This window comes from Piscibacillus halophilus, assembly GCF_900110685.1.
GTDB lineage: Bacteria > Bacillota > Bacilli > Bacillales > Alkalibacillaceae > Piscibacillus > Piscibacillus halophilus.
The window spans coordinates 1-26,658 of the sequence record NZ_FOES01000037.1 but is presented as its reverse complement, the minus strand read 5'-3'; the positions used below and the strand labels follow the sequence as shown (position 1 = coordinate 26,658).

General features: G+C 37.8%; 28 protein-coding genes, 1 pseudogene and 1 riboswitch. Of the genes and pseudogenes, 21 read left to right on the top strand and 8 right to left on the bottom strand.

All coding sequences use genetic code 11. The features are described 5' to 3' along the window. From BMY57_RS16310 to BMY57_RS12895, 14 genes and pseudogenes are all read left to right on the top strand, one after another. Positions 1 to 147: pseudogene (locus BMY57_RS16310) on the top strand (IS256 family transposase); the annotation flags it as partial. A gap of 333 nt (positions 148 to 480) precedes the next feature. Then, positions 481 to 1,218 (top strand): oxygen-insensitive NADPH nitroreductase, encoded by a 738-nt coding sequence (gene nfsA / locus BMY57_RS12955; protein ID WP_091775083.1) that lies wholly within the window; start codon positions 481 to 483, stop codon positions 1,216 to 1,218. A gap of 180 nt (positions 1,219 to 1,398) precedes the next feature. Next, positions 1,399 to 2,082 (top strand): CoA transferase subunit A, encoded by a 684-nt coding sequence (locus tag BMY57_RS12950; RefSeq protein ID WP_091775080.1) that lies wholly within the window; start codon positions 1,399 to 1,401, stop codon positions 2,080 to 2,082. Then, entirely contained in the window at positions 2,072 to 2,722 is a 651-nt protein-coding gene (locus BMY57_RS12945) for a 3-oxoacid CoA-transferase subunit B (protein ID WP_091775078.1), read from the top strand. Before BMY57_RS12950 ends, BMY57_RS12945 begins: the two co-directional genes overlap by 11 nt. Positions 2,723 to 2,739: 17 nt before the next feature. Then, complete coding sequence (locus BMY57_RS12940) at positions 2,740 to 3,783, top strand: TAXI family TRAP transporter solute-binding subunit (protein ID WP_091775075.1); 1,044 nt, start codon at positions 2,740 to 2,742, stop codon at positions 3,781 to 3,783. Positions 3,784 to 3,809: 26 nt separating this feature from the next. Beyond that, the gene (locus BMY57_RS12935; RefSeq protein ID WP_091775073.1) at positions 3,810 to 5,777 is read left to right on the top strand and encodes a TRAP transporter permease; all 1,968 of its coding nucleotides are present in this window, start codon (positions 3,810 to 3,812) and stop codon (positions 5,775 to 5,777) included. 15 nt (positions 5,778 to 5,792) lie between these two features. Further along, positions 5,793 to 6,638, top strand: a complete 846-nt coding sequence (locus tag BMY57_RS12930; protein WP_091775070.1) for a 3-hydroxyacyl-CoA dehydrogenase — start codon at positions 5,793 to 5,795, stop codon at positions 6,636 to 6,638. A 14-nt stretch (positions 6,639 to 6,652) separates the two neighbouring features. Then, positions 6,653 to 7,432: an enoyl-CoA hydratase/isomerase family protein gene (locus BMY57_RS12925; protein ID WP_091775067.1), complete on the top strand. Its 780-nt coding sequence runs from the start codon at positions 6,653 to 6,655 to the stop codon at positions 7,430 to 7,432. A 14-nt stretch (positions 7,433 to 7,446) separates the two neighbouring features. Beyond that, positions 7,447 to 8,598, top strand: a complete 1,152-nt coding sequence (locus BMY57_RS12920) for an acyl-CoA dehydrogenase family protein (protein ID WP_091775064.1) — start codon at positions 7,447 to 7,449, stop codon at positions 8,596 to 8,598. A 13-nt stretch (positions 8,599 to 8,611) separates the two neighbouring features. Next, positions 8,612 to 9,799, top strand: a complete 1,188-nt coding sequence (locus tag BMY57_RS12915; RefSeq protein ID WP_091775061.1) for a thiolase family protein — start codon at positions 8,612 to 8,614, stop codon at positions 9,797 to 9,799. A 58-nt stretch (positions 9,800 to 9,857) separates the two neighbouring features. Further along, a complete protein-coding gene (locus BMY57_RS12910) occupies positions 9,858 to 10,832 on the top strand; it encodes an NAD(P)-dependent oxidoreductase (protein ID WP_091775059.1) in 975 nt (324 codons plus the stop codon). 13 nt (positions 10,833 to 10,845) lie between these two features. Beyond that, on the top strand, positions 10,846 to 11,256 hold the full coding sequence (locus tag BMY57_RS12905) for a PaaI family thioesterase (RefSeq protein WP_091775086.1): 411 nt from the start codon (positions 10,846 to 10,848) through the stop codon (positions 11,254 to 11,256). Positions 11,257 to 11,345: 89 nt separating this feature from the next. Beyond that, positions 11,346 to 12,647, top strand: coding sequence for a hypothetical protein (locus BMY57_RS12900; RefSeq protein ID WP_091775056.1), 1,302 nt, complete (start codon positions 11,346 to 11,348; stop codon positions 12,645 to 12,647). A gap of 63 nt (positions 12,648 to 12,710) precedes the next feature. Further along, positions 12,711 to 13,484 (top strand): IclR family transcriptional regulator, encoded by a 774-nt coding sequence (locus tag BMY57_RS12895; protein WP_091775053.1) that lies wholly within the window; start codon positions 12,711 to 12,713, stop codon positions 13,482 to 13,484. A gap of 49 nt (positions 13,485 to 13,533) precedes the next feature. Here BMY57_RS12895 and BMY57_RS12890 read toward each other — a convergent pair whose 3' ends face one another. From BMY57_RS12890 to BMY57_RS12870, 5 genes are all read right to left on the bottom strand, one after another. Next, a complete protein-coding gene (locus BMY57_RS12890; RefSeq protein ID WP_091775050.1) occupies positions 13,534 to 14,868 on the bottom strand; it encodes an ABC transporter substrate-binding protein in 1,335 nt (444 codons plus the stop codon). Between the two features lie 27 nt (positions 14,869 to 14,895). Next, positions 14,896 to 15,705: a carbohydrate ABC transporter permease gene (locus BMY57_RS12885; RefSeq protein WP_091775047.1), complete on the bottom strand. Its 810-nt coding sequence runs from the start codon at positions 15,703 to 15,705 to the stop codon at positions 14,896 to 14,898. Continuing rightward, positions 15,702 to 16,622 (bottom strand): carbohydrate ABC transporter permease, encoded by a 921-nt coding sequence (locus BMY57_RS12880; RefSeq protein ID WP_091775044.1) that lies wholly within the window; start codon positions 16,620 to 16,622, stop codon positions 15,702 to 15,704. Before BMY57_RS12880 ends, BMY57_RS12885 begins: the two co-directional genes overlap by 4 nt. A gap of 182 nt (positions 16,623 to 16,804) precedes the next feature. After that, a complete protein-coding gene (locus tag BMY57_RS12875; protein ID WP_091775041.1) occupies positions 16,805 to 18,160 on the bottom strand; it encodes a hypothetical protein in 1,356 nt (451 codons plus the stop codon). A gap of 56 nt (positions 18,161 to 18,216) precedes the next feature. Next, complete coding sequence (locus BMY57_RS12870) at positions 18,217 to 18,963, bottom strand: Crp/Fnr family transcriptional regulator (RefSeq protein ID WP_177176389.1); 747 nt, start codon at positions 18,961 to 18,963, stop codon at positions 18,217 to 18,219. Between the two features lie 110 nt (positions 18,964 to 19,073). Further along, positions 19,074 to 19,162: riboswitch (cyclic di-GMP riboswitch) on the top strand. A gap of 23 nt (positions 19,163 to 19,185) precedes the next feature. Here BMY57_RS12870 and BMY57_RS12865 point away from each other — a divergent pair. The 4 genes from BMY57_RS12865 to BMY57_RS12850 all read left to right on the top strand — a co-directional run bounded on the left by BMY57_RS12865 (position 19,186) and on the right by BMY57_RS12850 (position 22,214). After that, complete coding sequence (locus BMY57_RS12865; RefSeq protein WP_091775034.1) at positions 19,186 to 19,311, top strand: anti-repressor SinI family protein; 126 nt, start codon at positions 19,186 to 19,188, stop codon at positions 19,309 to 19,311. Positions 19,312 to 19,373: 62 nt separating this feature from the next. Beyond that, entirely contained in the window at positions 19,374 to 20,318 is a 945-nt protein-coding gene (locus tag BMY57_RS12860) for a nucleoside hydrolase (protein ID WP_091775029.1), read from the top strand. 71 nt (positions 20,319 to 20,389) lie between these two features. Beyond that, a complete protein-coding gene (locus BMY57_RS12855) occupies positions 20,390 to 20,908 on the top strand; it encodes a hypothetical protein (RefSeq protein WP_091775026.1) in 519 nt (172 codons plus the stop codon). A gap of 127 nt (positions 20,909 to 21,035) precedes the next feature. Then, a complete protein-coding gene (locus tag BMY57_RS12850; RefSeq protein WP_091775023.1) occupies positions 21,036 to 22,214 on the top strand; it encodes an MFS transporter in 1,179 nt (392 codons plus the stop codon). A 19-nt stretch (positions 22,215 to 22,233) separates the two neighbouring features. On the opposite strand, the gene BMY57_RS12845 is transcribed toward BMY57_RS12850, so the two are convergent. Both BMY57_RS12845 and BMY57_RS12840 read right to left on the bottom strand, forming a co-directional pair. Then, positions 22,234 to 22,458 (bottom strand): winged helix-turn-helix domain-containing protein, encoded by a 225-nt coding sequence (locus tag BMY57_RS12845; protein ID WP_091775020.1) that lies wholly within the window; start codon positions 22,456 to 22,458, stop codon positions 22,234 to 22,236. Between the two features lie 48 nt (positions 22,459 to 22,506). After that, entirely contained in the window at positions 22,507 to 23,160 is a 654-nt protein-coding gene (locus BMY57_RS12840; RefSeq protein WP_091775017.1) for a peroxiredoxin, read from the bottom strand. A gap of 188 nt (positions 23,161 to 23,348) precedes the next feature. Between BMY57_RS12840 and BMY57_RS12835 the strand changes: the two genes are divergently transcribed. After that, a complete protein-coding gene (locus BMY57_RS12835; protein WP_091775014.1) occupies positions 23,349 to 23,603 on the top strand; it encodes a DUF2188 domain-containing protein in 255 nt (84 codons plus the stop codon). 32 nt (positions 23,604 to 23,635) lie between these two features. Here the strand turns inward: BMY57_RS12835 and BMY57_RS12830 are convergent, their stop codons facing one another. Beyond that, complete coding sequence (locus tag BMY57_RS12830) at positions 23,636 to 23,839, bottom strand: zinc ribbon domain-containing protein (RefSeq protein ID WP_091775011.1); 204 nt, start codon at positions 23,837 to 23,839, stop codon at positions 23,636 to 23,638. Positions 23,840 to 23,961: 122 nt separating this feature from the next. Here BMY57_RS12830 and BMY57_RS12825 point away from each other — a divergent pair, with 122 nt between their 5' ends. Beyond that, positions 23,962 to 24,414 (top strand): DUF2188 domain-containing protein, encoded by a 453-nt coding sequence (locus tag BMY57_RS12825; protein ID WP_091775008.1) that lies wholly within the window; start codon positions 23,962 to 23,964, stop codon positions 24,412 to 24,414. Between the two features lie 251 nt (positions 24,415 to 24,665). Beyond that, positions 24,666 to 26,276 carry a gamma-glutamyltransferase family protein gene (locus tag BMY57_RS12820; RefSeq protein ID WP_218143547.1) on the top strand — a complete coding sequence of 537 codons (1,611 nt, stop codon included), beginning with the start codon at positions 24,666 to 24,668 and terminating at the stop codon, positions 26,274 to 26,276. Positions 26,277 to 26,658: the final 382 nt, after the last annotated feature.

Below are 26,658 nucleotides of genomic sequence, written 5' to 3'. Positions count from 1 at the left end.
GAGCAATTTCCGAATGAGGAATCGCTCAAACGTTATTTAGTCACGCAATTCCATCATTATATTGAAAAACATAGTATGCGATGTCATAGAGGGTTTGAAAAAGCTAAACCAGAACTACTTAAAATGTTTGAAGCTATCGAAACTTAATCTTCTTCAGTTTTGGAAGTTTAGCTGGTTCTCACCAAGCATCAAGCCAAATACGCTTGACCCTTGGTGAGAACCAGCTATGGGGTTAGTAACTGAAGAAGAAAGTCACAGTCCGACCTGCAAGGTCGTTTATAATAAATAACTAGCTTAATTCTTACAAAAGGGCTTAGTGTCATTTACACAAAATTATTGACACTCCCGCTTTCTTTATAAGGGGAGGTATTTATATATTATTTATAATACCCGCTTAATGATTATTGAAACATATTATTTGTTTTCTTGCTCAAATTTTAGGTAACTTATTAGTAAAGAGATGAAAGAAAGGTTGATTTGATGAATGAGGTAACTCGATTATTGAAAAAACATAAATCCATCCGCCAATACAAAGCGGATGCTATTCCAGAAGAGCAATTACATGAAATGATTCATGCGGCGCAACACGCAGCGAGCTCTAATTTTGTTCAAGCGTATTCAATTGTACGTGTGACTGAACCTGACAAAATTGATGCACTTGCAACCCTTAGCAAAAATGAAAAACAGATTAAGTCAGCTCCAGTCGTTCTTTTATTTTGCTGTGATTTAAAACGTTTGGAGTATGCGTGTCGTAAACAAGGTGTTGAAATGACATCAGAAGGGTTAGAGAACTTTATAGTTGGAACAGTGGATACGGCATTGTTTGCTCAAAACTTTGTTGTGGCAGCAGAATCGCTGGGGTATGGTATTTGTTACATAGGTGGTGTTAGAAACAACCCTGAGCAAATTAGTGAATTGGTTAATCTACCAGATAAGGTTTATCCGGTTTTTGGTATGACGGTTGGAGTGCCTGATCAAGAGCAGTTTGTAAAGCCACGCCTACCAGTTGAAGCGATCTTGCATGAGAATCAATATGATGAAACGAAGTATGAACAAATGATCAGTGATTATGATCAAACGATGTCTGAGTATTATCAAACAAGATTAACGAATCGTAGACAGACGACTTGGTCGGAGACGATGAGTAACATGATGAGGCAACCAAGACGTCAGCATATGAAAGAATTTATAGAGAAAAAGGGCTTTAAAATAAATTAATTAAGAGACGGTCATATTTGGCCGTCTTTTTTTATGTGATGTTTATTAAATTTTCTAAAAAGTGTTGATTTTTAAAAAATACTTTTATACAATTAACTCAAGTTATAAAAATGGAATAATCATTCCGTATTTTGGAATGAAGGGATGTATTAGGAGATTAAGAAGGGAGGATTAAATCTGATGAAAAAACTAATAGAAGTTAGTGAAGCCATCGATTTTATAAAGGATGGTGACACGTTATTAGTTGGTGGATTTGGTATGTCAGGTACCCCTTTAACATTAATTGATGCCATTGCTGCATCAGATAAAAAGGATTTAACAGTGGTTAGTAATAACTTAGGGGAAGTTGGAAGAGGTTTAGGGAAACTGCTTGATGCTGGTTGTTTGAAAAAAGCTAAAGGTTCTTATTTTACGACAAACCGTGAAGCTGTTAGAGCCTGGTCTGAAGGGGAGCTTGAAATTGAATTAATTCCTCAAGGCACTTTAGCTGAAGCTGTGCGTTGTGGAGGCGCAGGAATTGCTGGATTTTACACTAAAACTGCAGCCGGAACTCAATTAGCAGAAGGAAAAGAAGAAAAAGAATTCGATGGAGAAACTTACATACTTGAACGTGCGATTCGAGGAGATGTATCCATTATCAAAGGTTTGAAAGCGGATACATTTGGAAACATTGTCTACGATCATACAGCAAGGAATTTCAACGTGGCGATGGCTACAGCAAGTGATCTGGTCATAGCCGAGGTAGACGAAATTGTTGAAGTAGGTGAAATTCCACCTAAAGATGTTGTGACACCACATTTATTTATCGACTATGTTGTTCTTAATAAGTATGTAAAGAAGGGTGGTGTATACGTTGAACAATGAGTTGAGAGTTAAAGTAGCTAAGCGAGTAGCAGAAGAGTTAAATGATGGCGACATTATTAATCTTGGGGTCGGTATTCCTACGCTGATCCCTGATTATTTAGGTGATAAGAAAGTGTATTTACACTCTGAAAACGGCTTGCTAGGAATGGGACCAACACCACCTGAAGATGAGATTAATATGGATTTGATTAGTGCGAGTAAGAAACCGATTACAATGGATATTGGCGCTTCGTTATTCGATAGTTCTGATTCATTTGTCATGATTCGTGGAGGTCATATAGATATGGCAGTTCTTGGTGCTCTACAAATCGATGAAACTGGAGAGATTGCAAACTGGGCAATTCCTGGTAAAACGATTTTAGGTGTCGGCGGAGCGATGGACCTTGTGGCCGGAGCTAAAAAAATTATTATTGCCTCTAGTCATCAAGCGAAGGATGGAAGTCCTAAATTTGTTAAAAAACTAACCTTTCCTAGTAGTGGTGCAAGAAAAGTCGACATGCTTGTTACAGAGCACGCTGTATTTAAGTTTAAAGATGGCGGTTGTGAGTTAGTGGAAATTTTATCTGACATCTCAGTTGAAGAGTTAAGGGACATCACAGATGCAAACTTCACAGTTAATCAGGAATCTATGAATTTATAAAAAGGGGAGAAACAGTCATGAAAAAATTAAGCATATTTTTAGCAGCGATCTTTTTAATGTTTGCTGTATTAGTCGGATGTTCAGAATCAGATCCATCAGAAGAATCAACTGGAGATGGTGAAGGTGAAGAAGAAGCAGTAGAAGTGGATACAGAAGTAGAAGCGGCAGATGTTGAGGCACCATCTGAATTTACGTTTGGAGCCGCTACTGTCGGTGGTTTTTGGTATACGTTAGGTGGCGCGATGGGAGATACGATGAATGACTTATTCCCAGGTTCGTCTACAACCGTTGTTGAAGGTGGTTCGGTTTCGAACTTATTAGGTTTAGGGGATGGCACCTATCATATAGGGTTTAGTAATGGTCAAACAGTACCTGAAGCATTAGAGGGAAAGAATGCTTTTGAAGAGCCGATTGAAAACGTTAGCACTTTAGCAACGTTATACCCGAATGTGTTTCACATTGCAGTTAGAGCTGATTCAGATATTCACACGGTTGAAGATTTAAAAGGTAAAACGGTAAGCCCTGGTATTAAAGGGTACAGTGGGGAACTTGCATTTCAGGAAGTTTTGGAGTTTAATGACATGTCTTATGATGATTTAGATGGTATTGAGTATATCGGTACAGCTGATGCTGCTCAACTATTACGAGATGGTCATATTGACGCCATTGCGGGTATGCTTGCTGCTCCAGTTTCGACTTACCAAGAATTAGATACGACTTTAGGGATTCGTTTAATTCCATTATCTGATGAAACCATAGAACAATTGCACGCACGTAATGAAGGGTATTTACCATACACCATTGAAGGTGGTACTTATGAAAATATTGAAGAAGATACACAAACGGTAGCAGGTTATACAGTTTTACTTGCTAACGATGATCTAATTAGTGAAGATGTTGCTTACGAAATTACGAAGATGATGGTAGAGAATAGAGATGCATGGGAAAACATCTCAAGTGTTATGTCCGACTTCGATGCCGAATTTTCTGTAGAAAATAATATTGGCAACCTTCACCCAGGTGCAGAACGCTACTACAAAGAAGTTGGTGCTTTAGAGTAGGCGAACCTTTATGAGGAGGTTAAGTCATGTCAGATAAACCTAACAGTTTAGAACAACTAGACTTTAATGATAGCTCAACATTAGAAGCTGATTCAGTGGTCAGACCAAAAAATAGAGAATTAGTTGGAGTTGCAGCGAAGGTTATTTCCTTTGTTGCAATTCTAATGTCCCTTTTTCACTTATATACCGCAATGTTCGGTGTTTTTGATTCGATTATGCAACGTGCCATGCACTTAGGGTTCGCTTTAATTTTAGTTTTTGCTGTCTATAGACCATCCAAAAGTATCTCAAAGGATGCATCCATCCCTTGGTATGATTGGATCTTTATGGTGTTATCCATTATTTGTTATTCATACTTTGTCGTAAATTCACAAGAAATTGCATCACGTATGAGTTACATAGAAGATTTAACGAACTATGAAATTGCCCTAGGGATTATGGGTGGTTTGTTACTAATTGAAGCTACTCGACGTGTGGTAGGTAATGTTTTAGTCGTGATTATAGTCATCTTCTTAGCTTACGGGTTATGGGGACACCATATTCCTGGTGCTTTAGGACATCGAGAATTCACGCTTATGTGGGTAATTGACCATCTTTTTTACACGACAACGGGCGTTTTTAGTACGCCACTCGGGGTATCAGCCACTTTTATTTTCTTGTTTATTTTATTTGGGAAGTTTTTAGAAGTATCGGGAGCAGGTCAATTCTTTATTAATTTATCTGTTGCAGGTATGGGGAAATATCGTGGCGGTCCGGCCAAAACAGCAATTTTTGCAAGTTCTATTCTAGGTACGATCTCGGGGAGTGCGGTTGCCAATACAGTCACAACTGGTGCCTTTACCATTCCACTTATGAAAAAAACGGGATACCGAAAGCACTTCGCAGCAGCTATCGAATCTGTAGCTTCAACAGGAGGACAGATTGTTCCGCCAATTATGGGGGCATCTGCCTTTATCATCGCTGCATATTTAGGTGTCCCTTATATGGAAGTTGCGGTAGCTGCTATTGTACCGGCACTTTTATATTACATCAGTTTGTTTATTCAAGTGGATCTCAGAGCCCGAAGAAATGGACTTGATGGATTAAAGAAAGAACAATTGCCAAAGTTTTGGGAAGTGTTTAAGAAAGGTTTCTTATTCTTTATTCCGTTAATCTTAATTATTTATATGTTAGCCACAGGTGCCTCCCCGATGAAGGCAGGTCTATTTGCAATCGTCGGTACGATTATTGTGGCAGCGTTAAGCTCCGTTCATCGAATCGGTCTTAAGAAATTAATTAATGCATTGGATTTAGGCGCCAAAGCAGCATTAGAAACCGCTATTGCCTGTGCGGCTGCTGGTTTAATTATTGGAGTTATAGGACTAACAGGAATTGGGCTCAAATTCAGTAGTATTATCATTGATATTTCGGGTGGAGTCTTACTACTGGCATTAATTTTCACTATGATTACAAGCATTATATTAGGGATGGGATTACCGACTGTAGCAGCATATATCGTGCAAGTTCCATTAACTATTCCTGCATTAGTTGAAATGGGAGTCAGTCCAATTGCAGCTCATTTATTTGTCTTTTATTTTGCTACATTGTCAGCTATTACACCTCCTGTGGCTTTAGCTGCATTTGCCGCAGCTGGTATATCTGGTTCCGAGCCAATGAGGACCGGGTTAATAGCGATGAGGTTAGGTCTTGCTGCATATATTGTTCCTTATATGTTTGTATATGGTAAAAACTTATTATTAATCGGTGGGCCGTTTGAAACGTTATTAGCTGTTATAACAGCGATCATTGGGATCATTGGAATTGCGATGGCTGCTGAAGGGTGGATGTTAAGACACTCTTACTGGTATGAGAGATTAGTGTTGTTTGCAGGCTCGATATGTATGGTGATACCAGATATTTATACAGATTTTGTTGGCGTTGCCATATTAGTTCTAGTTTATTTTTACCAGAAAAAATTCAGGCAAGATTTATTAGTTCGTCAGGAAGCTTCATAAGGGAGGAAGAATACCATGGAACAAATTACAGTGGTAGGTGCTGGCGTAATGGGGAAAGGAATTGCTTATGCCAGTGCGATTTCGGGATTTAAAGTTTTCTTGAATGATATTAGTGAAGAAGCTTTAAAAAACGCTAAACATGATATTGAAACATTACTGTCAGGTAGTGCGGAAAAAGGGTTTATAACATCTGACCAGCATCAATCAGCGGTTGACCATTTAAGCTATACTACCAATTTAAATGAAGCGGCAAAAGATGCTGATTTAGTCATTGAAGCTGTATTAGAAAAAATGGATATAAAAATTAAGGTGTTTCAACAACTTGATGAGATTTGTAAGAAGGAAACAATCTTAGCTACGAATACCTCCACGATGAGCCCAACAGAAATTGCAGCTCAAACTTCTAGACCAGATCAAGTCGTAGCGATGCATTTTTTCAACCCAGTACACAAAATGAAATTAATAGAAGTAATCAAAGGGTTAGAAACATCCGATGCGACCGTAGATTATGTTCGAAAAATAACTGAGAAATTAAATAAAGAGATGGTTGAAGTTAATGAGTTCCCAGGATTTGTAACATCTAGGATGAATTGTTTAATCGGTAATGAAGCGATGAATATGTTGATGGAAGGTGTCGCTAGTGCTGAGGACATCGATAAAGCGATGAAGCTAGGGTTAAATCATCCAATGGGGCCATTAGAATTAGCCGATTTAGTCGGATTAGATACGCGTCTTCGAAATATGGAATATTTACATGCCACATTAGGTGAGAAGTACAGACCTTCCCCGTTACTAGTGAAATATGTTAAAGCGGGTCGCTACGGTAGAAAATCTGGTAGCGGTTTCTATGATTACTCATAAAGGGGGGAATCTAGTTGAGTATTTACCAAAATATAGAGGTCGAAAATAATCAAGGTTTATTCTGGCTGACATTAAATCGCCCAGATGTTCGAAATGCACTAGATGCCACCATGCTTCAAGAGATTGATCAAGCTGTTACTGAAGCAGAAGAAGATGAGAACGTAAAAGTTATTATTTTTAGAGGGGCTGGTGGTAAATCATTTGCAGCTGGTGCAGATATTAAACAATTAAAAGAACGCGAGCCCCTTGAAGCATTAGTACCTGGAATGCAAGGTCTTTATAAAAAAATAGAAGATTGTTCAAAAGCTACAATCGCAGTGGTTGAAGGCTATGCACTTGGAGGTGGGTGTGAGCTAGCTCTTGCCTGTGATATCAGGGTAGCAACAGATAATGCCAAGCTTGGCTTACCCGAATTGAATCTTGGGATTATTCCTGGAGCTGGTGGAACTCAACGGTTATCTCGCATTGTTGGAAAAGGTCATGCACTAGATATGATTTTGACCGGCAAAATAGTTAAAGGGGACGATGCATACCGCATGGGTCTTGTTCAATATTATGTGACCCAAGAAGAGTTGGATGAACAAATTGATTCTATTACAGAAAAAATCGTACAAAAAGGTCCAGTTGCTATTAAACTAGCAAAACATGCTGTACACCATGGCTATGATTTGTCAGGAGAGGCAGCGATGTGGATTGAAAAACTATCACAAGCGGTTGTATTTGGGACAGAGGATAAACAAGAAGGAACCAGTGCCTTTTTAGAAAAAAGAAAGCCTGATTTCAAAAATAGATAAGGGAGTTGTCGTCATTGGATTTTAATCTATCAGAAGACATCGAGTTTCTTAGATCGAATGTACGTAAGTTTGTAAAAGAAGAAGTTGAACCATTAGCTATGAAAATCGAAGAAGACAACGAGATTCCAAAAGAAATTGTAGAAGCATCGAAGGACATGGGGCTTTTTAGTTTAAGTATTCCTGAAGAATACGGTGGATTAGGCTTAGATATGGTAGGAAAATGTGCGATTTATGAAGAATTAGGTAAGACACACAATGGATTTACCACTTTAATCGGCGCACATACCGGAATTGGAACCGTAGGAATTGTTGAGCTAGGGACAGAAGAACAAAAACAAAAATATTTACCGAAAATGGCTACAGGTGAATATATTGGAGCCTTTGCCTTAACGGAACCTAGTGCAGGTTCGAATGCGGCTAATTTAAAAACAACGGCAGTGAAAAAAGGGGATAAATACATTTTAAACGGTTCTAAACATTATATTACTAACGCTGTCGATGGGCAGGTATTTACGGTAATGGCTGTTACAGATCCGGATAAAGGTGCCAAAGGAATTACCTCATTTATTGTAGAAAAAGATTTTCCTGGATTTCAGTTAGGAAGTGTTGAGGAAAAAATGGGGCTCCGTGGGTCTCATTCTGCAGAACTTTTCTTTGAAGATATGGAAGTTCCAGAAGAGAATGTACTTGGAGAAGTGAATAGAGGTTACGTTAATGCCCTTAAGATTCTAGCAAATGGCCGAGCGGGTCTAGCTGCTAGAAATCTAGGTTCTTGTGAAAAATTACTAGAACACTGCCTAGAGTATGCAAATGAACGTCAACAATTTGGAAAACCAATTATTGAGATCCAAGCGGTTCAACACATGCTATCTGAGATGACAATGCTAATTGAAACGTTACGTTCTTTAACTTATCGTGTAGCCTGGATGACTGACCAAGGTAAACGGGTCGTAAAAGAAGCTGCGATTGCCAAGTTGTATGGCTCTGAAGTTTACAACAAAGTTGCTGATTTAGCTGTTCAGATTCATGGTGGTATCGGGTATATGAAAGATTATCCTATTGAACGTTACTTCAGAGATGCACGGATTACGAAAATTTATGAAGGGACTTCTGAAATTCAGAGGAATATTATTGCAAATGAATTAGTTCGTGAGACACGAAAATAATGGAGGTGGCATGATGAAAGAGGCGTATATCATTGATTCTGTCCGTACGGCAGTTGGTCGTATGGGAGGAACTTTGAAAAATGTTGAGGTAGATTTTTTAGCTGAAAAGGTTATTCGTGAAGTGTTACATCGAACAGGTGAGGATATTGAAGTAGATGAAGTGATCTTAGGGCAAGCCAAGCAAAGTGCAGATACGTCAAATCTAGGACGTTTAGCTGCTTTACGTGCTGGTTTACCAGAAGATGTGACCGGTTATACCGTTCACCGTCAATGTGGCTCTGGACTTCAAGCGATTAACAATGCAGATATGCAAATTAAGCTTGGCTTATCTGATGTGGTTGTAGCCGGTGGTGCCGAAAGTATGAGTACGGCTCCTTATTACATTCGACATGCGCGTTATGGCTATCGTGCCGGAAATGGTCTATTGCTTGATCCGAATACGGAGAGTCAACCATGCTCTCAACCTCGTGAAAAGTATGGTGATATCACAATGGGCCTAACGGCAGAAAATCTAGCGGAAAAATATCAAATCTCTCGAGAAGAGCAAGATGAATTTGCTCACCGTAGCCAAGTGTTGGCAGATGATGCGATTAAATCAGGTCGTTTTGAGGAAGAGATCGTGCCTTATGAAGTTAAGGAACGAAAGCAATCGATTGAATTTAAAACAGATGAACACCCTCGTCTGACTTCTATCGAAAAGTTAGGGACACTTCCAGCTGTTTTTAAAGAAGGAGGCACCGTTACTCCTGGTAATGCATCAGGACGTAATGATGGAGCAGCCGCTGTTGTCATGATGAGCGGTGAGAAGGTTAAAGAGTATGGTGTGAAGCCTAAAGCTAAAGTAATCGCACAAGCAGTCAGTGGGGTTGGTCCTGAAATAATGGGGATTGGGCCTGTATCATCAACAGAAAAAGCGTTAAAACAAAGTGGTTTAACCATCGATGATATTGGTTTAATAGAGTTAAACGAAGCATTTGCGGCTCAAGCGTTATCGGTTATTAAAGAAGCCAATATGGATATTAACAAAGTGAATGTGAACGGTGGAGCGATTGCACTCGGTCATCCAATTGGTGCAACAGGAGCTATTTTAATGACAAAGCTACTTCATGAAATGGAACGTCGTGGTGAAAAATATGGCCTTGTCACACTTTGTATTGGTGGAGGTCAAGGCATATCAACAATTATAGAATATTTAGATTGAAGAAGCAGCCAGTAATCCATTATTACTGGCTTTCTTCAAACTCTTAGGAGGAATCTTAATGAAGGATCAGCCTCATGTTTTACAAATTCTATCTATGTACCATATCAAAGGTGAAGAAGTCTTAAACGAACTTGCTCAAGTGAAAAAGTTTGATGAGTTTCATGAACAAGAAATAGTTCGATACTTAAATGAGCATCCGGTAGATGGGATTATTTTACGTGCCCCGGCCAGAATTACTCCAGCTATACTCGATGCTGGTCAGCACTTAAAAGCTATCTCAGGAGCTGGTATTGGTTTAGATAATATTGATGTTGAGTATGCCACCCAAAAAGGCGTCAAAGTGATGCATGCTCCTAAGATTAACGTTCAAGCCACGGCGGAGCATGCAGTAAGTCTCATCCTAGCTGTAATGAAAAATATTATCCCGTTTCATGAAGAGATGAAAAAAGGGAATTTTGGCTATCGAGATGGCCGATTTACTTATGAATTAAAAGGAAAAACTCTTGGTCTAGTAGGATTCGGTTCCATTTCACAAAAGGTAGCTTCAATCATGCAAACAGCTTTTGGAATGAATATTCTTATCTATGTTCGAAGGATGACAGAAGAAAGAGAAGTAATAAGTGAACAACACGGATATCATTTTACGACGAATGTAGATGATGTTTTTCGAGAAGCGGATATTGTAAGTGTTCATATTCCGCTTAATGAACTTACAAGACATTTTGTTCAAAAAAAGCACTTTGAATTGATGAAGCCTAATGCTGTCTTCATTAATACGGCTAGAGGTGGCGTCATTAATCAAGAAGATCTTGCCCAAGTATTAAAGGAGAAGAAAATATTAGGTGCGGGGGTGGATGTTTATGATCCAGAACCCCCATTAGACAATCATCCATTTTATGATTTAGACAATATTGTCATGACACCACATATCGGTGGAATTAGTGAAGAAGCAGCTAGGGAAACAACAGAAACCATTGCTGAAAATCTAATTAAAGCTATTCAAGGAGAAGTTGTCGATACAATTGTTAATTAAAGAAGGTGGAAAAATGTCTGCAGAAATAAATACCATTCAACAAGATTTTGAGAAGAGTCCATTTTGGAGGTTTGTTGGTTTAGAGGTTCATGAAGCGAGTAAAGGTAATGTGAAATTAAAATTACCAATAAAGAATGACTTTATGAATGTTAGAGAAACCGTACATGGTGGAGTACTTGTTTCAATAGTAGATACGACCATGGGCTTTACGTGTAAATCACTCGGTTTTGATGAAGTGATCACACTTCAATTAAATACGAACTTTGTGAAGTCTGTATCAGAAGGGACGTTATACTCCGAAGGGAAAATCATTTCACGTACCCGATCAACGGCTATCGTTGAAGGTCAGATTTTTGATGAACAGGGCGAGTTATTAGTTCATTGTAATGGAACGTTCAAGTTAATAAAGAAGGAAAATATTTAAGTAGAAGAATCTATCAACGAAGAGTAATACAGGGACTGATTAATACGGAAGCTGGGATCAGCGTGGTCTATTTTTCGATGGTCATATTCATGTGTTTATTTTATATTTCACAAAGTTTCATCAGCCATCCAATGATGACATCTGTTTATGTTTTAGTCTGTGTATTAGTTTATTTGATGGCTTATATGAAGCTTACTTTAAAGGCAAAGATTTTTACTGGGGCGTTGTTTGTTTTAGGGATTATTATTCATTATATTTACGGAAATTCTGGTTTGATGCTCTTAAATGGAATTACACAAAATCTGGCTTTATTATCTATTATTCTACTAGCCCCATTGATATCGATTCCATTGAAGCAAGAAGGGATTATTAAGAGATTAGTTGAAGATTTAGAACATATGAAAAATGACTTAAAACGATCGTTTTATGGAGTTACATTTTTTGTTTTTCTGTTATCACCTATTCTAAACATGGGGTCGTTACGGATTGTTCATAGTTTTATATCTGACTTGAACATTCATCCTAAAATTTTATCAAATGCTTATTATAACGGTTTTACCCCAGCCGTATTGTGGTCCCCATTTTTTGCTTCAGTAGGGATCGTATTAGTAACGGCTGATTTATCATTTCAAGCTTATTTACCTATTGGACTGTTCTTTGCCATTATTCAAGTCATAATCTCACTTTTATTATTAAGAAAATTAAAAGTTAAGAAGCTTCAAGTAATGGAGCACGACAATTCTAAGAAATACCTCAAATATATGAGTTTTATGATTTACGTACTTTTGATTCTTTTTGCCTTAGTCATACTAGAATCGTTAACAGGTTGGTCGATGTTATTACTAGTCAGTATATTATGTATTGCAATTCCAGCTGTGTATCAGTTATTTCGTTTTGATCGCCATTCTTTAAAATCTGAAGCGACTGCTTATATGCATCAAGTTAAAAACCACTCTAGTATGGAAGTAGCATTATTTTTGAGTGCTGGGCTATTCGGAAATGCTTTACTTCACACTCCGATCGTCGATGGATTACGTCATGTTATTCTTTGGTCTTCCGAACAATCTATATTATGGTTATTTTTATTTGTTATATTATTTGTGACATTGCTAGCGATGTTTGGAATTCATCAGATTGTTAGTGTACCAATTGTTTTGACGATCATTTTGACATCGGAGGTAGAAGTGAGTGTTTACGCAGCTGCCTTTATGTGTATTTTCACTTGGATGTTATCGGCGAGTATAAGTCCGTTAAATGCTTTAAATATCATTATTAGCTCGTGTGTTCGGACAAATGGTATAAAAGTGGCTTATCAATGGAATGGGAAGTATTTTATCGCCATAACTGTTGTAGCCATGTTCTATGTTTACATGCTTGATTTTATTAGCTAATTCATTTATGAAAAAGGTATAAAATGGTATATTAGATATAGGTAATTTTGAGGAGACATATTTATGAGTAAAAGTTTAGTGAAAGCTATACAATTATTAGATTGTTTCACAAAACAATCAACTTTAACCTTAACAGAGCTGACTAAGTTGTCTGGTCTACCTAAAACGACAGTCTTTAGACTCATTACGTCTTTAGAGGAAGCTGGATTGATTATTAAAGATCGGAACTCACATCAAGAAGTGACTTACCGCTTAGGGTTAAAGCTATTACAGTACGGTAACATGGTCGAAGAAGGTCTAGCTTACAATAAAATAGCCTTGCCTTATATGAAAGAAATTAACGAAAGAATTGATGAACTTGTTCATTTAACGGTCATGGAAGGGGACGAGGCTGTTTATGTTGAAACGATTGGAAGTAAAAAGCCTGTCCGCTTAGTTGTTAAAGTCGGGCAGCGTGCACCATTATATGCAGGTTCCGCTCCAAAAGTGTTATTGGCCTATATGAGCGAACAAGAAATAGATAAGTATTTAGACAAAGTAGAAATTAAGAAGTTAGCTCTAAATACCATCACAGATAAAGAACATATAAAAGAAAATTTAAAGTTGATTAGAGATCGAGGTTATTCGATTAGTCGTTCTGAACATTTTAAAGATACGGTTGGTTTTTCTGCTCCGATCTTTGATTATAGTGGTCAAGTTGTGGCGGCCTTGGGAATCAGTACTCCAATGAGGGAATTGACTGATCAAGAAGAAGAAACCTATTTAGAAAGTGTTGTCTATTATAGTGAAAAAATCTCAAGAGAACTCGGGTATCAAGAGAGTTTTTCATCATTTTAAAAGAGACTGTCCCAATGAGTCATTTATGACTTTTGGGACAGTCTCTTCTTTAATCTTCGTCTTGTAATCTATTATACTTTTGGATAGCTTCTTCTATATCTGCAGCAGCTTGATCTAATAATTCTTGAGGGTCCTCACCTTGGTATAAGGCTTCAATCGAGTTTTCAACTATGCTTCGCGCTTCTGGGAATACACCCATTAAGGCACCTTGTGTCGCTGGGGTAAGTGTTGTATTTTGTAATTGTTCTACACTCGTTAAGAACTGAGGGTACTCATCATAGACATCTTGTAGTTCTGCCTCGTCATACGCTTCTGATGTAATCGGGAAGTAACCCGTTGCACCTGCCCATTTTGCTTGCTGTTCAGCAGATGTCGCGAACTTAATAAATTCAAATGCAGCGTCTTGATTTGCTTTGGCAATCCCATTCGTCATCCATAATGATCCTCCACCGACAATTACACCTTGAGGTTCCATGCCGTCTGGTACTGGAAGGTAAGCTGTTCCAACCTCAAAATCAGCTGATTCTACATTTCCTCGTGTCGCAGCAGTGGAATCTAAATACATAGCCAATTTTTCAGCAGCAAAGGCTGAGCGAATATCATCCCAGTTACGACCATAGTTTCCTAGAGTGCCAGCATCATGCATCTCTTTTAACCATTCGAAAATAGTTAACCCCGCTTCATCATTAAACAACACTTCATCTCCAGGACCTGAGCGTCCATTATCATCGCTGATATAATGTGCGCCTTGGTTAGCTAGTAATTGCTCGAAGAACCAACCGTAAATAAGAATACTAAAGCCATGTACCTCTGTTCCACCGTTGGATTCAACTGTTAACGCTTCGGCAGCTTCTTTTACTTCACTAAAAGTTTGTGGTGGGTTGTCAGGATCTAAACCAGCTTCTCTGAACATGTCTTTGTTGTAGAACATAATAGCATTAGAAGTGTTAAATGGCATCGAATAAAGCTCACCATCTAATTGATAGTAACCTAATATGTTCTCTTCAAATGAAGAGATGTCAAAGTCATGTTCATCAATAAATTTTTGAACCGGTTCAATAAATCCACTCTCACTCATATATTTCGTCCCAACTTCATAGACCTGAACGAGTGAAGGGGCTTCTTCTGTACCACCTACTGCGCGTAGCTGATTGAGTAACTCTTCATAACTACCTTGATAGACGGCTTCAACATGAATATCTTCTTGGGAATTGTTAAAGTCTTCTACCATGGCATCAATCGCTTCACCTGGACCGCCACCCATTGCATGCCAAAATGTCACTAATTTTTTCCCGTCTTCAGTTTCTTGTACTTCTGGTTCATCATCACTGCTACAAGCCGCGATCAAAACTAAAGATAGTAGAATAAATATAAGCTTTTTCAAAAAAGCTTCCCCCTTTAATGTTATTATTTATCCTTTTAAAGCTCCTTGAGTTAAACCACGTTTTAAGTGACTTAATCCAAGGATTAAAAGAATCAGAGTTGGTAACAACACTAATACGACTCCAGCCATTACGACGTTCCAAGCTGTACCTGTTTCAGCTGAGATCATCATCTTAAGTCCGATTTGGACCGTTCTGACATCATTGTTATTCGTTACGAGTAAAGGCCATAAATACATGTTCCAAGTGGTCAAAAAAGAGAATATACCTAAAGCACTTAATATCGGTTTCGATAGAGGTAATGCGAATTTTGTGTAAAACCTAAATCTTGAACAGCCATCCATTTGAGCAGATTCATATAACTCCTTTGGGATGGTCATAAATTGTTGTCGAAGTAAAAAGATCCCAAAGGCTGTTGCAAAAAAAGGAAGGGTAAGTCCTGAATATTCATTAATCCAACCGAGGTTTAACACCGTAATATAATTCGGTAAAAAGGCTGCTTCCCAAGGTATTAACATCGTTGAAATCAGTAAAAAGAATATAAAGTTCCGTCCTTTAAAAGGTATAAACACAATCGCATATGCTGCTAAGCTACAAATAATTAATTGTCCTACCATTACTGAGAATGCCACAATAAAACTATTAAGTAAGAAATGAAAGAGGGGCACACTTTTAAATGCTTGAATGTAGTTATCTAAAGAAAAGCTAGACGGTATTAGTGCTCCACGGTTCACTTCTTGAGTTGTCATAAAACTAGCAGAAATAGCGTATAAGACTGGGAATGTGATGACAATTGCTGAAATAAGCAACAACAAATAGATCCATAGTTTTTTGATCACTGATAATGCACCTTCTTTTCACCGACTTTGAATTGGATAAAGGTAAAGACTAGAACTAATGCGAATAATACAATAGCTTGAGCACTAGCCGAGCCGAAGAAACCATTTTCAAATGCTTCTCGATAAATGGAATAAACGATTAAATTGGTAGAATTGTTGGGCCCACCACCCGTTAAAATATCAATTTGTCCAAATGATTGGAACGAATTGATAATGGTTACAACACTTACAAAAAACAATGTTGGAGATAACATCGGTATGGTGATATTAAATAGTTGATTCCAGTAGCCAGCCCCATCAATCTTGGCACTTTCATAAAGTTCTTCTGATATATTTTGTAATCCACCAAGTAGGATGATAAAGTTAAAACCTATATTCATCCAAATGGTTGTAATAGATACTGAGATTAAGGCCCAATTTGGTGAGGTTAACCATTGGATATCGCTAATTCCTATTGCATTTAAAAGGCTATTGAAAACACCAAGGCTTGGATGAAAAAGTAATAACCATATGGTGGCTCCTGCAGCGACAGAAATACCTAATGTTGAGGAGAATACTACTCTAAAAAATGGAATGCCCTTCACCTTTTCATTAGCAATGATGGCTAGAAATAAAGATAGGATGATGGTGGTAGGGACGGTATATAAAGCGAATAAAAAGGTTGCTTTCATGCTTGTACGAAAGACTTGTGATTCAAATAAATATAAATAATGTTCAAGACCTATGTAACGAATGGTTTCTCCTCTCGAATTTGTAACAAAGAAACTGTAATAAAGTGTTTTAATCATTGGGTAAAATAGAAATGCACCCATTATGATCAATGCAGGGGATAAATATAACAGAGCTGTTAATAAATTTTTGATAGCTTTTTGTCGCTTATTATTTTTACGTTCAATGTTTTCTATGGACTTGGACATGTCGAACCTCCTTACTCTTCATCAAAATTTAGGAGCTTATCAGTACAAGTTTATTAAGGGAGCTATTAAATATATGCTAAATTAAAGAAAAATTTACATAATAAAAACCAACAGGAAGACAGCCTGTTGGTTTATGACTTAAAGAGATGAAGTCTCAGGGGACTTGGATCCCATTGTTTGAATTAAAACAAATAATAGATTCCAACAATTAAGATGTAAAAAACTCCATAAAGCATTAATGCATATTGCCAGTTCATTTTGAGCCCTACGTGTACGGAATTCGTATTCGTTAAGTTACCAACCATTAAGTTGGTAGCAGATAAAGGGGATACCAGAATCGTCAACATCCATGCAGCTAATAAGCCAATACTTAATAATAAGTGGTCATCAGCGAACATCGGACTCGAACTTAGCGTAATGGCTAATGCAGTATTCGTAATGATTGGGTGCACGCCAATGAATGACAATACATTAACGATGACAGCTAATACGGGCAGAAGGATTAATAAATGGTTAATGCCACTAACATCGATTAAATATATAATCCATTCACTAGCACCAGCGTCTAAGATCGCAACCCCAAATACACCTGCCGCGATAAAAAGGGATAATTCATTCCCCATTTTAGGTAATCTACCTTGTGTGTAGTCGAGTAATTCTCTACCAAACTCTTTCGGTGATTGATAAAAAAGTGACCAGATGGTAGAAATGACGATGGCCATGATTGGAATAATGGTTAACACGGATAAATTAACAAAGTGTTCGATGGTCATCGTTAAAGCAGTCATCCCGACAATAATGACCATGAGCTCAACAAGTTTACGCTTAGCTTTATGTATTGGAATTTCATGATCTTGTTCAACGGTTTGAATGGGTTCATTAATTGTCCCTATGGTTAACAAGCCCAAGATAAATCCAGTTGAAGCAAAGAGAAAACCATAAGGGAGAAGCTCCACCCAAGTCACATTGAAATAAGATAATATTAAGGCAATTGAAATAAAGTACGGTGACCAGAGAAAACAGAGAGAAAAGCCTCTTACTAGGGCTTTAATTCGGGTATCATGATAATCTTTAAAAGATTCAGTGCTCGTTAAATGATACATGATGGGTATGGTACCTAGATTCATAACTGAGCCGATACTTAATAGTGATATTTTCAAATACAAATACAATTGTCTCGAGGTCTTAATGTAATAATTGAAGACCGTATCTATGTATTTTAAATATTGACCTGTCCGAATGGGGATTGAAATTAATGGCACAAAAATAAAGATAGCCAATAAACCGACGTTTTCACGCATGCCATGAAACATGGTAATCAGTCCATCACCATTTAACAGTAAAATCACACTTAATATAAGTAAAGTGCTGATTAAAATCATCGGGGTTTTGTTTAAATATGGTATGTACGAGATAACGGTAATGGTTGCGAATAAGCTTACAAGTATGAGTAATAGGTTTGATTCGAAAAACTGCGAAACTAAATAGGTTAATCCCATTAATAATGCCGCAATTGGTCTTATGATGATCCACTTCATGTTGATGCTCCTTATGTTCAATTCTTCTTATATTATAAGGTTTCTTTGCTCCTCTGTTAATTAAAAGGTTTTGGATAACTACTATTTGTATATAAGGCTTGAATGTATGGTGGATTTGGGTCGTTGTTTACTAAAGAGTAGTGAACATCAATTTGTTTACGTTTAGGAAATCTAATGAGACCTTCATTTGCAAGTTCTGTAAAGACAATCGAAACGGATTCTCGACTAACACCAACCATGTTAGCTAGTTCTTGCTGAGTAATTGGGAAGGCAATGGTATAATAATTTTGATTTTCAGAGGGAGAGTTATATCGATCGTATAAAGTCTGGAGGATATGAATAATTTTTTCTCGAGAATTTTCTAAAGCCATATATTTAAGCCGTTGTTCACGTTCATGTAATCTCTCGCTTAATGCTTCTAAAGCTTTATGTAATAAAATAGGGTATTTTTCGGATAGTGTTAGGAAGGCTTTTTCATCTATTGCACAAAAGTGGGTGGGTTCAATTGCTTCGACATAGACATCGTCACAGCTAAGTGAGAAATATTTAATTTTTCCAAAGGTACTGCCCGGACCTAGGAGGCTATACGTGAACTGTTTTCCTTGCTCGTTAATGGTATAAAGCCTAACAGAGCCTTCTTTAATAAAACAAAGTTCATGTTGAGGTGCATCTGGTGTTCGAATGATATCATGACGGTTATAAGTGGAATGCTTAATACATTTTAATACATCAGAACTTGCTGGTGGTTCAACTTGATCTAAGAAACCAATCTTAGATAAATACCAAAAATCTTCATATTTCATCATTCTTCCTCCTAAAAATTTTTAAGCAATGTTAGATAGTTAACAGAAATTTCAAATTATTATAACAGGTGGATGAAATTTTTACCATTAACATGGTGAAATAGTTATGTTTTTAGAAAAGGCAAACCTTTTGAAAGGGAGGGACGTAAAACCAGTGGTCTAAGGGGTTAATGACGCCTAAGATAGCACGGTTGCCTCTAATTTAGGGGAGGTTAAGGATGAATGTCGCTTAAGGAGCAAAGTGATGTCGTTAGATTAGATCGGGAATGGGTTTTACTCATGAAAGAAGCCAAAGCGTTAGGACTAACATCTGAAGAAGTTAAAAAATTTATAGAAAAATATAGATGATTGAACCAATTTTACATACCTTCAATAAAATGGAGTAAATACATTTTTTGGAGGTTATTTTTGTGGCTAGGGTACCTGTTATTATTGATGCGGATCCTGGAATTGATGATTTTATGATGTTAATCGTTGCCTTGAACCATGAACTATTGGATGTCCGTTTAGTGACGTCTGTAGCAGGAAATCAGGAACAAGAACAGACTTATGACAATTTATTAAGAATGGTCAGTTATTTAGGAAAGGATTTGGAGGTGGCACGTGGCTTAGAAGGTCCTTTATTTAAAGAATTAGAGCCAGCAACTGAATTTCATGGAGATACTGGAACTGGGAATGTTGAATTTCCGGAACCGACTATTGAAGGAAGTGAACGGTCGGCTATAATAGCTATGTATGATGTCATTATGAATTCTGAAGAGCCGGTTACCATTGTGACAAGTGGACCTCTTACAAATGTTGGTGCCTTGCTGTTTACCCACCCAGAAGTTAAATCCAATATTCGAATGATTTCAATAATGGGTGGAGCAGCGATTGGGGGGAATGTCATTCCAACAGCAGAATTTAATATTTATGCGGATCCAGATGCAGCAGAGATTGTATTAAGATCGGGTGTACCAATAGTGATGAGTGGATTAGACGTCACAAGACAGGCTTATCTCACGGATAGTGAGTTGGAACAAATCCGAGATATAGGAACCGATTTAGCAGAAAAAGTTTATCTAATGTTGAAATTTTATCAAGAAGCGGCAGTAGGGACTCCTTTTCATACGCCATTTTTTGCAGACGTTGTTCGAATACACGACTTGAATTCGATTGCCTTTGTCATTAATCCGGATATATATAGAGGGAATTTTTACTATGTAACGGTAGAGAGGACGTCTCCGATTACAATGGGAACTACATTTATAGATTATTTAAAGACATTTGGCCAGCCTCCCAATGCATATGTTCTACATGATGTAGATCGGTCGGAATTAATCGATTTATTTGTTCGCTCGATTGTTTTATCATAGGTTGCGTTCAGGAGCCTTCTCTAGTATAATGCCCAATTGTGCGTTTGAGTTTTAAAAGAAAGGGGCATTCGATGAGTTTTCCTAGATTATTACAATCTGACTACGTCGACCATGAGGAGCGACAGGCAGAACTAGAGAACATGGAATTTCAAGTGTTTCGAATGCGTGAAAATATGAAAGAAATCTCAAAGAAGTACGATATTGTTGGCATCGATCAAACTAAGCAAGACCATTGGGTGATTGTGTTTAAAGATGCTAATGAAGATCAGGCTCAAATAATGGTCAATGATTGTAAACGTCCATTTAAAGGCCATTGGGATTCTTGTATGCAAGTAGAATTTAAAGACGAACGAACGGTCCATATTGCAGATATTAAAGGTCATGAGGATCAAGGATATGGTTCGATTTTAATGAATTATTTAAAGGATTTAGTTCGTGATTATAACTTTCAATATATTACGGGTGATTTAGTAGAGCGTGACTGGGACCATTTGAACCGGTTAACGTATTTTTATGAAAAGCACAATTTTGAGGTAGACGTTGATAACGATGCTCAAAAAGGTGAAATTATATGGTATGGAGACCTCTAAAAAAGGAGGTCTTTTTTAATACTTTAAATGATATTTAAAATCAACTTATTTAGTTTTATTCATTATTTTGTTATAATAATTTTCAGTTTATTCTTAACATCACAGAGTCACGAAAGAAGGAATATTCATGGAAGCTGAACCCTATTCTTTAAGAGACAGGCGTTTTTGGCAATTATCTTTTGGGTTAATGTTGGCATCTGTATTTGTTTTTTCTAATTTATATGTGATTCAGCCTATATTGCCTCTGTTAGCTAAGCAGTTTAATGTTTCTGCTACTGAATCGAGTTTGTTGTTTTCGGTGGCATCATTCTCGTTAATGATCAGTTTGTTAGCCTTCGGATTTATCTCTGATCGTATCGGGCGACTAGGCATTTTGAAGTGGACGCTTGTGTTGTCTTCTATACCGTTGTTTCTTATGCCGATGGTGGAATCGTTTTATACGTTAGTTTTATTGAGATTGTTTGTTGGAATATTTAGTGCTGGCTTACCAGCTGTTGCAGTTGCTTATATTACCGAGGAAGTAGCTCCTAACAGTCGAGGACTTGCTGTAACGATATATATTGCTAGTAATGCTCTCGGTGGTATGGCAGGGAGAGTGTTCGGGGGATCTTGGGCTGATGCTTATACGTGGGAGTCCAGCTTTTACGTTCTAGGTGTATTTGGTTTAATCATTTCAGCATTATGCGTCATGGTTTTGCCAAAATCGCAGTATTTTGTCAGTTCGAAACAGCCTTATTCTCAAGATTTAAAAGGTATGTTTATTCATTTGAAGAATCCGATGCTCATTTACGCTTTCATTTTCGGTATGATGATTCAAGTGAGTTTTTCGGGGATTTGGGTTTACTTACCCTTCTACTTAGAAGGAGACCCGTTTTATTTATCCATACAAGTGATTTCGTTACTCTTTTTAACTTACTCAATGGGAGTCATTGGTTCTCCGATTGCTGGAAAGTTAGCTGATTTATATGGAACGGTTCGAATTTTGTTTTCAGGTTTAATAATTATGGCGTTAGGCGTTTTAATGACAGCGATTCCTAATGTCGTGGTGATCATCTTAGGATTAGCCGTCATGTGTTTAGGTTTTTTTACCGCACATTCATTAACGTCCTCATGGGTGGGAGCAACAGCGGAACACCACAAAAGTGGGGCCTCTAGTATATATTTGTTTAGTTATTATATTGGTGTCACAGTTGGTGGGACAGGAGTTGGTGTGATTTGGACATCGATGGGCTGGAATGGTGTTATTCTAGTTTCTGTTACATTACCACTCATTTCAGGTTGGCTATTTTATAGAAAAATACATTAAAAAAGGAAGGTGCTCTTCTCTAGTTAGAGAGTGAGTGCCTTCCTTTTTCTGTAAGATAATAATCATCATCTTTGATTTGGATGTAGTCAGCTTGTTGAAGTTCTCGTAATGCGCTACGAACTTTAAAAACAGGAAGATTAACGCCTAATCGAATGTCGTTAAATGTTTTGTGTTGATTTATAACGGCTAAAAAGAGTTGGATTTGTGAAGGTGATAATGTTGTTTGATTTTTTCCACAAGGCATGTTGTTCACCTAACTTTTAAAAGGGGCTATATGGTTAGCCCCTTTGTTTTATAATTGTTTTTTCGCTAAGTACCAGTCAATAACTTCTACACTATCGTCGTTAGCACGTTCTTCAGCTTGTTGTTGAGAAGCTGGAGGTGGAACTAGCACTTTATCTCCTGGTGTCCAGTTGGCTGGAGTTGAAACTTGATGGTCTACGGTAGTTTGTAGAGCCTCAACTAGACGTACAATTTCTGCCATGTTACGGCCAGTTGTTAATGGGTAATAAATGATCGCTTTGATGACTTGTTGATCGTCAATAACAAAGACAGCACGGTTCGCTTCAGTGCCACTATCGTTAGGGTGAATCATTCCGTATTTCGTTGCGACTTCCTTGCTTAAGTCAGCAATAACTGGGAATTCAATTTTTGTGTTAAAGTTTTCTTCAATATTGCGTACCCATGCGATATGTGATTGGACACTATCGACACTAAGACCTAATAACTCTGTGTTTAATTCGCGTAACTGAGGATAGATTTCTTGGAATGCTACAAACTCAGTCGTGCACACTGGCGTAAAGTCGGCAGGATGTGAGAATAACACTAACCAAGAACCTTTGTAATCCTCCAACTTAACCGGACCTTGAGTTGTATTAACCTCGAATGACGGAGCCTTGTCTCCAATACGAGGTAAGCTTACTGGATTTTGATGTTCTTCAGACATAATAAATGGATGCCTCCTTAACTTATAATTCCTATAAGTTTACTGTGTTTTATTATATTCTTATCATAACAAAAGTGAACCAGTTAATAAACGAATTTGCTTTAATTTTAAAAAAACTTTTTCATTTTAATAAAATCATATATTTACATCCATATTAAGAAAAGAAAGTAATCGAGGAGGGTTGGTTAATGTCTGAAAAAGAAAAGAGTCAACATGGCGGCGGACGACCTGAGATGAAAGAATATGGAGTCATCGTTAAACGAAAAGGTGACGATTGGATTGTTTATTTAGTGAATGAAGAAAATGATTATGAGACATTTGCAACGGAAAAAGAGGCTCTTAAACGTGCCGATGAAATTTCAGATGAATACGAATCCTATGTACAGGTACTAGGTGAAGATGGTGATATAAACGAGAATTACAATTTTGATGATGTCGAGTAAACAAGCAGTGGAATGAGTCCACTGCTTTTCGTTTAACCTCCAAAGAAGAAGTCAACAACATTTCCAGCGGTGGATGAATTTTTGTTATAGAATTCTGAGTATCCACAGTTTTTACAGAAAATCACAATAAACTTATTATGCTGGACATCAAACATTTTAGATAAGCCAGTGCCAGTCATGGAGACTTCTTTTTGATCAGCTTCGGTGTGCCCGCATTTGATACAGCCGTATGCCATGGCATTTTCCTCCTTTACCTATTTTAAAAATTTCTGTACCCAGTGTGTTTTTTATTTTATCAATGTTTTAATACGGTTAAAAGTGGAATAGCAAAAGTAAAGCATATATGGAGGTGGTTTAAATGCCTTATGATCGAAAGGATTACCCAAGTTCTTTAAAAAATTTAAATGAAACAACTCGTCTTAAAGCGATTGAAATGATTAATGCAATGCTTGAGGAGGGTTATGACGAAGGACAAGCTATACCAATAGCGACTGAACAAGCAAAAGATTGGTACGAAAATGCTAGTGACAAAGAAAAGCAGGAGATGCAAGACAAGTCGGCCAAGGAGCTTAAAGACCATGATGATCATGATAGTCGACCAGAGTTACTAGAACGTGGAGTGATGGTAAGAAAACATGACGATGGATGGGCTGTTCAAACGAAGACCGCAAAGCAAGCTTCCGACGTTTTTAATACTAAGGATGAAGCAGTTAAAAGAGGGCGTGAGATTGCTAAAAACAAAGAGACTTATTTAGAGATTCAGGATTCAAATGGGAATGTGCTTGAAACTCATTCGTATGAAGAAGGATAAAATCCGCCTTATGGGCGGATTTTTTTCTGTTAAAGTCTCATAAATTAAAATGAAAGTCTCATAAAATGCTTTTTTTGTTACAATCGACATTTTTCGCGTCTCATAAACTTGGAAAAAGTGCTCATAAATACAGAAAAATGTCTCATAAATTTGCGATGACGTCTCACTTATTTTTGAATGTGATATAATTTACAAAAGTTTTTAAAAAATGAAATAAAGAATAAAAGTTGGATAAAAGGGGAGGAATGAACATGCATTTTGACAGTATGTACTATCCATACGCGTCTAGACGAAATACGGTTTATGGGAGAAAAGGAATGGTCGCCACATCTCAGCCACTGGCTGCTGAAGCTGGAATAGAGATGATTCGAAAAGGCGGTAATGCGGTTGATGCTGCTATTGCAACGGCTGCAGCATTAACAGTAGTAGAGCCGACATCTAATGGCATTGGTTCTGATGCATTTGCGATCGTTTGGGTGGATGGAAAGATTCATGGTCTCAATGCTAGCGGCTATGCTCCGAAAAATATATCCATTGAAAAGTTAAAAGCAGAGGGTTATGAGAAAATGCCGACGTTTGGTAAAGTGCCAGTAACGGTACCAGGAACACCTGCTGCGTGGGCTGAGCTTTCTAAACGTTTTGGCGTTCTACCATTTGAAGAATTATTTGAGCCAGCCATACGTTATGCGGATGAAGGATTTCCACTAACTCCGACGTTAGCCTTTCATTGGGAAGCGGCTTTTAATAAGTTTAAGGAAGTATTTAATGATGACATTTTCGAAAATTGGTTTAAGACGTTTGCTCCAAATGGAAGAGCACCGAAGGCAGGGGAAATGTGGGCGTCTCCCGACCATGCATATGCGCTGAAAGAGATTGCCGCAACCAAGGCCAGATCTTTTTATTCAGGTGAATTAGCTGATAAGATTGATCAATTTTTCAATCAGTATAAAGGTTATTTAACAAAAGAGGATTTGGAAAGCTATCAGCCTAAATGGGTGGATCCTATTAAAGTGAATTATCGAGGATATGATGTTTGGGAAATCCCGCCTAATGGTCAAGGGATTATCGCTTTAATGGCGTTAAATATTTTAAAAGGTTACGAGTTTAACGAAAAAGATGCCATAGATACCTATCATAAGCAAATTGAAGCGATTAAGCTTGCTTTTACAGATGGCTTAGAATACATCACGCAACAAGACCATATGAACGTGACAGTAGATCAACTACTATCGGAAAATTATGCAGAAAAACGTCGCCAGTTAATCGATGGGGAAGCTCTTGAACCAACTCCAGGAGAGCCTCATCGTGGAGGGACCGTCTATCTTTCAACAGCTGATGGTGAAGGAAATATGGTTTCGTTTATTCAGAGTAACTATATGGGCTTCGGCTCTGGAGTTGTGATCCCTGGCACAGGAATTGCGATGCAGAATAGAGGTCATACGTTCCAGCTTGATGAAAACCATGTCAATGCACTTAAGCCAGGTAAACAGACTTATCACACGATTATTCCAGGCTTTTTATCAAAAGATGGACAAGCTGTTGGACCATTCGGAGTAATGGGCGGTTTTATGCAACCACAAGGCCATGTGCAAGTCATCATGAATACGATTGATTTTGCTTTAAATCCACAAGCTGCTTTAGATGCACCTAGGTGGCAATGGATGAAGGATAAAGTCATTCATGTCGACCCTTCGTTCCCAGAACATATCGCTCAAGCATTACATCGTCGTGGGCATCACGTTAAGCGAAGTTTATATCATAGCGAGTTTGGACGAGGACAAATCATATGGAGAGACCCAGATACGGGAGTTTTATGTGGTGGAACAGAACCTCGAACGGATGGGCACATTGCAGTTTTATAAAAAAATACAAAAATGATCTCGTTATGATGGCGAGATCATTTTTAAATGTGTGCCCGGCATGGGCTATAACTTGGTGGTGAAAGTCCACTACAGGCCTGGCAGTAGGAACTGTTAGCTAATGGCAAGGGTGTCCACCGTGAGGTGGAATCTGAAGGAAGCCTAAGGCAAAATCCTGAACTGACGAACAGAAACTGTATATAAGGCTGAATTGGAACGGATGAGTTTGCATTACAAAACGAAGTCCTATACTGCACGAATTCCATACAGTAAATACAGCAGTTATATGGGAGGAAGGTTATAGCTCTTACCCGGGGAGGTCTTGCAAGGGTTCCCGACAAGAGGGAAGAAATTTTCCACAGGAACAATCACGGCAGTGATGCTG

Excerpts from the sequence above, each read along its gene's own strand:
- BMY57_RS12835 (WP_091775014.1), top strand. The coding sequence starts at position 23,349 with ATGTCTGAAAAAGAAAAGAGTCAACATGGCGGCGGACGACCTGAGATG.
- BMY57_RS12850 (WP_091775023.1), top strand. The coding sequence starts at position 21,036 with ATGGAAGCTGAACCCTATTCTTTAAGAGACAGGCGTTTTTGGCAATTA.
- BMY57_RS12880 (WP_091775044.1), bottom strand. The coding sequence starts at position 16,622 with ATGTCCAAGTCCATAGAAAACATTGAACGTAAAAATAATAAGCGACAA.
- BMY57_RS12825 (WP_091775008.1), top strand. The coding sequence starts at position 23,962 with ATGCCTTATGATCGAAAGGATTACCCAAGTTCTTTAAAAAATTTAAAT.
- BMY57_RS12840 (WP_091775017.1), bottom strand. The coding sequence starts at position 23,160 with ATGTCTGAAGAACATCAAAATCCAGTAAGCTTACCTCGTATTGGAGAC.
- BMY57_RS12935 (WP_091775073.1), top strand. The coding sequence starts at position 3,810 with ATGTCAGATAAACCTAACAGTTTAGAACAACTAGACTTTAATGATAGC.
- BMY57_RS12845 (WP_091775020.1), bottom strand. The coding sequence starts at position 22,458 with ATGCCTTGTGGAAAAAATCAAACAACATTATCACCTTCACAAATCCAA.
- BMY57_RS12875 (WP_091775041.1), bottom strand. The coding sequence starts at position 18,160 with ATGAAGTGGATCATCATAAGACCAATTGCGGCATTATTAATGGGATTA.
- BMY57_RS12930 (WP_091775070.1), top strand. The coding sequence starts at position 5,793 with ATGGAACAAATTACAGTGGTAGGTGCTGGCGTAATGGGGAAAGGAATT.
- BMY57_RS12910 (WP_091775059.1), top strand. The coding sequence starts at position 9,858 with ATGAAGGATCAGCCTCATGTTTTACAAATTCTATCTATGTACCATATC.
- BMY57_RS12820 (WP_218143547.1), top strand. The coding sequence starts at position 24,666 with ATGCATTTTGACAGTATGTACTATCCATACGCGTCTAGACGAAATACG.
- BMY57_RS12915 (WP_091775061.1), top strand. The coding sequence starts at position 8,612 with ATGAAAGAGGCGTATATCATTGATTCTGTCCGTACGGCAGTTGGTCGT.
- BMY57_RS12940 (WP_091775075.1), top strand. The coding sequence starts at position 2,740 with ATGAAAAAATTAAGCATATTTTTAGCAGCGATCTTTTTAATGTTTGCT.
- BMY57_RS12895 (WP_091775053.1), top strand. The coding sequence starts at position 12,711 with ATGAGTAAAAGTTTAGTGAAAGCTATACAATTATTAGATTGTTTCACA.
- BMY57_RS12870 (WP_177176389.1), bottom strand. The coding sequence starts at position 18,963 with ATGAAATATGAAGATTTTTGGTATTTATCTAAGATTGGTTTCTTAGAT.
- BMY57_RS12865 (WP_091775034.1), top strand. The coding sequence starts at position 19,186 with ATGTCGCTTAAGGAGCAAAGTGATGTCGTTAGATTAGATCGGGAATGG.
- nfsA (WP_091775083.1), top strand. The coding sequence starts at position 481 with ATGAATGAGGTAACTCGATTATTGAAAAAACATAAATCCATCCGCCAA.
- BMY57_RS12900 (WP_091775056.1), top strand. The coding sequence starts at position 11,346 with ATGTGTTTATTTTATATTTCACAAAGTTTCATCAGCCATCCAATGATG.
- BMY57_RS12855 (WP_091775026.1), top strand. The coding sequence starts at position 20,390 with ATGAGTTTTCCTAGATTATTACAATCTGACTACGTCGACCATGAGGAG.
- BMY57_RS12830 (WP_091775011.1), bottom strand. The coding sequence starts at position 23,839 with ATGGCATACGGCTGTATCAAATGCGGGCACACCGAAGCTGATCAAAAA.
- BMY57_RS12950 (WP_091775080.1), top strand. The coding sequence starts at position 1,399 with ATGAAAAAACTAATAGAAGTTAGTGAAGCCATCGATTTTATAAAGGAT.
- BMY57_RS12905 (WP_091775086.1), top strand. The coding sequence starts at position 10,846 with ATGTCTGCAGAAATAAATACCATTCAACAAGATTTTGAGAAGAGTCCA.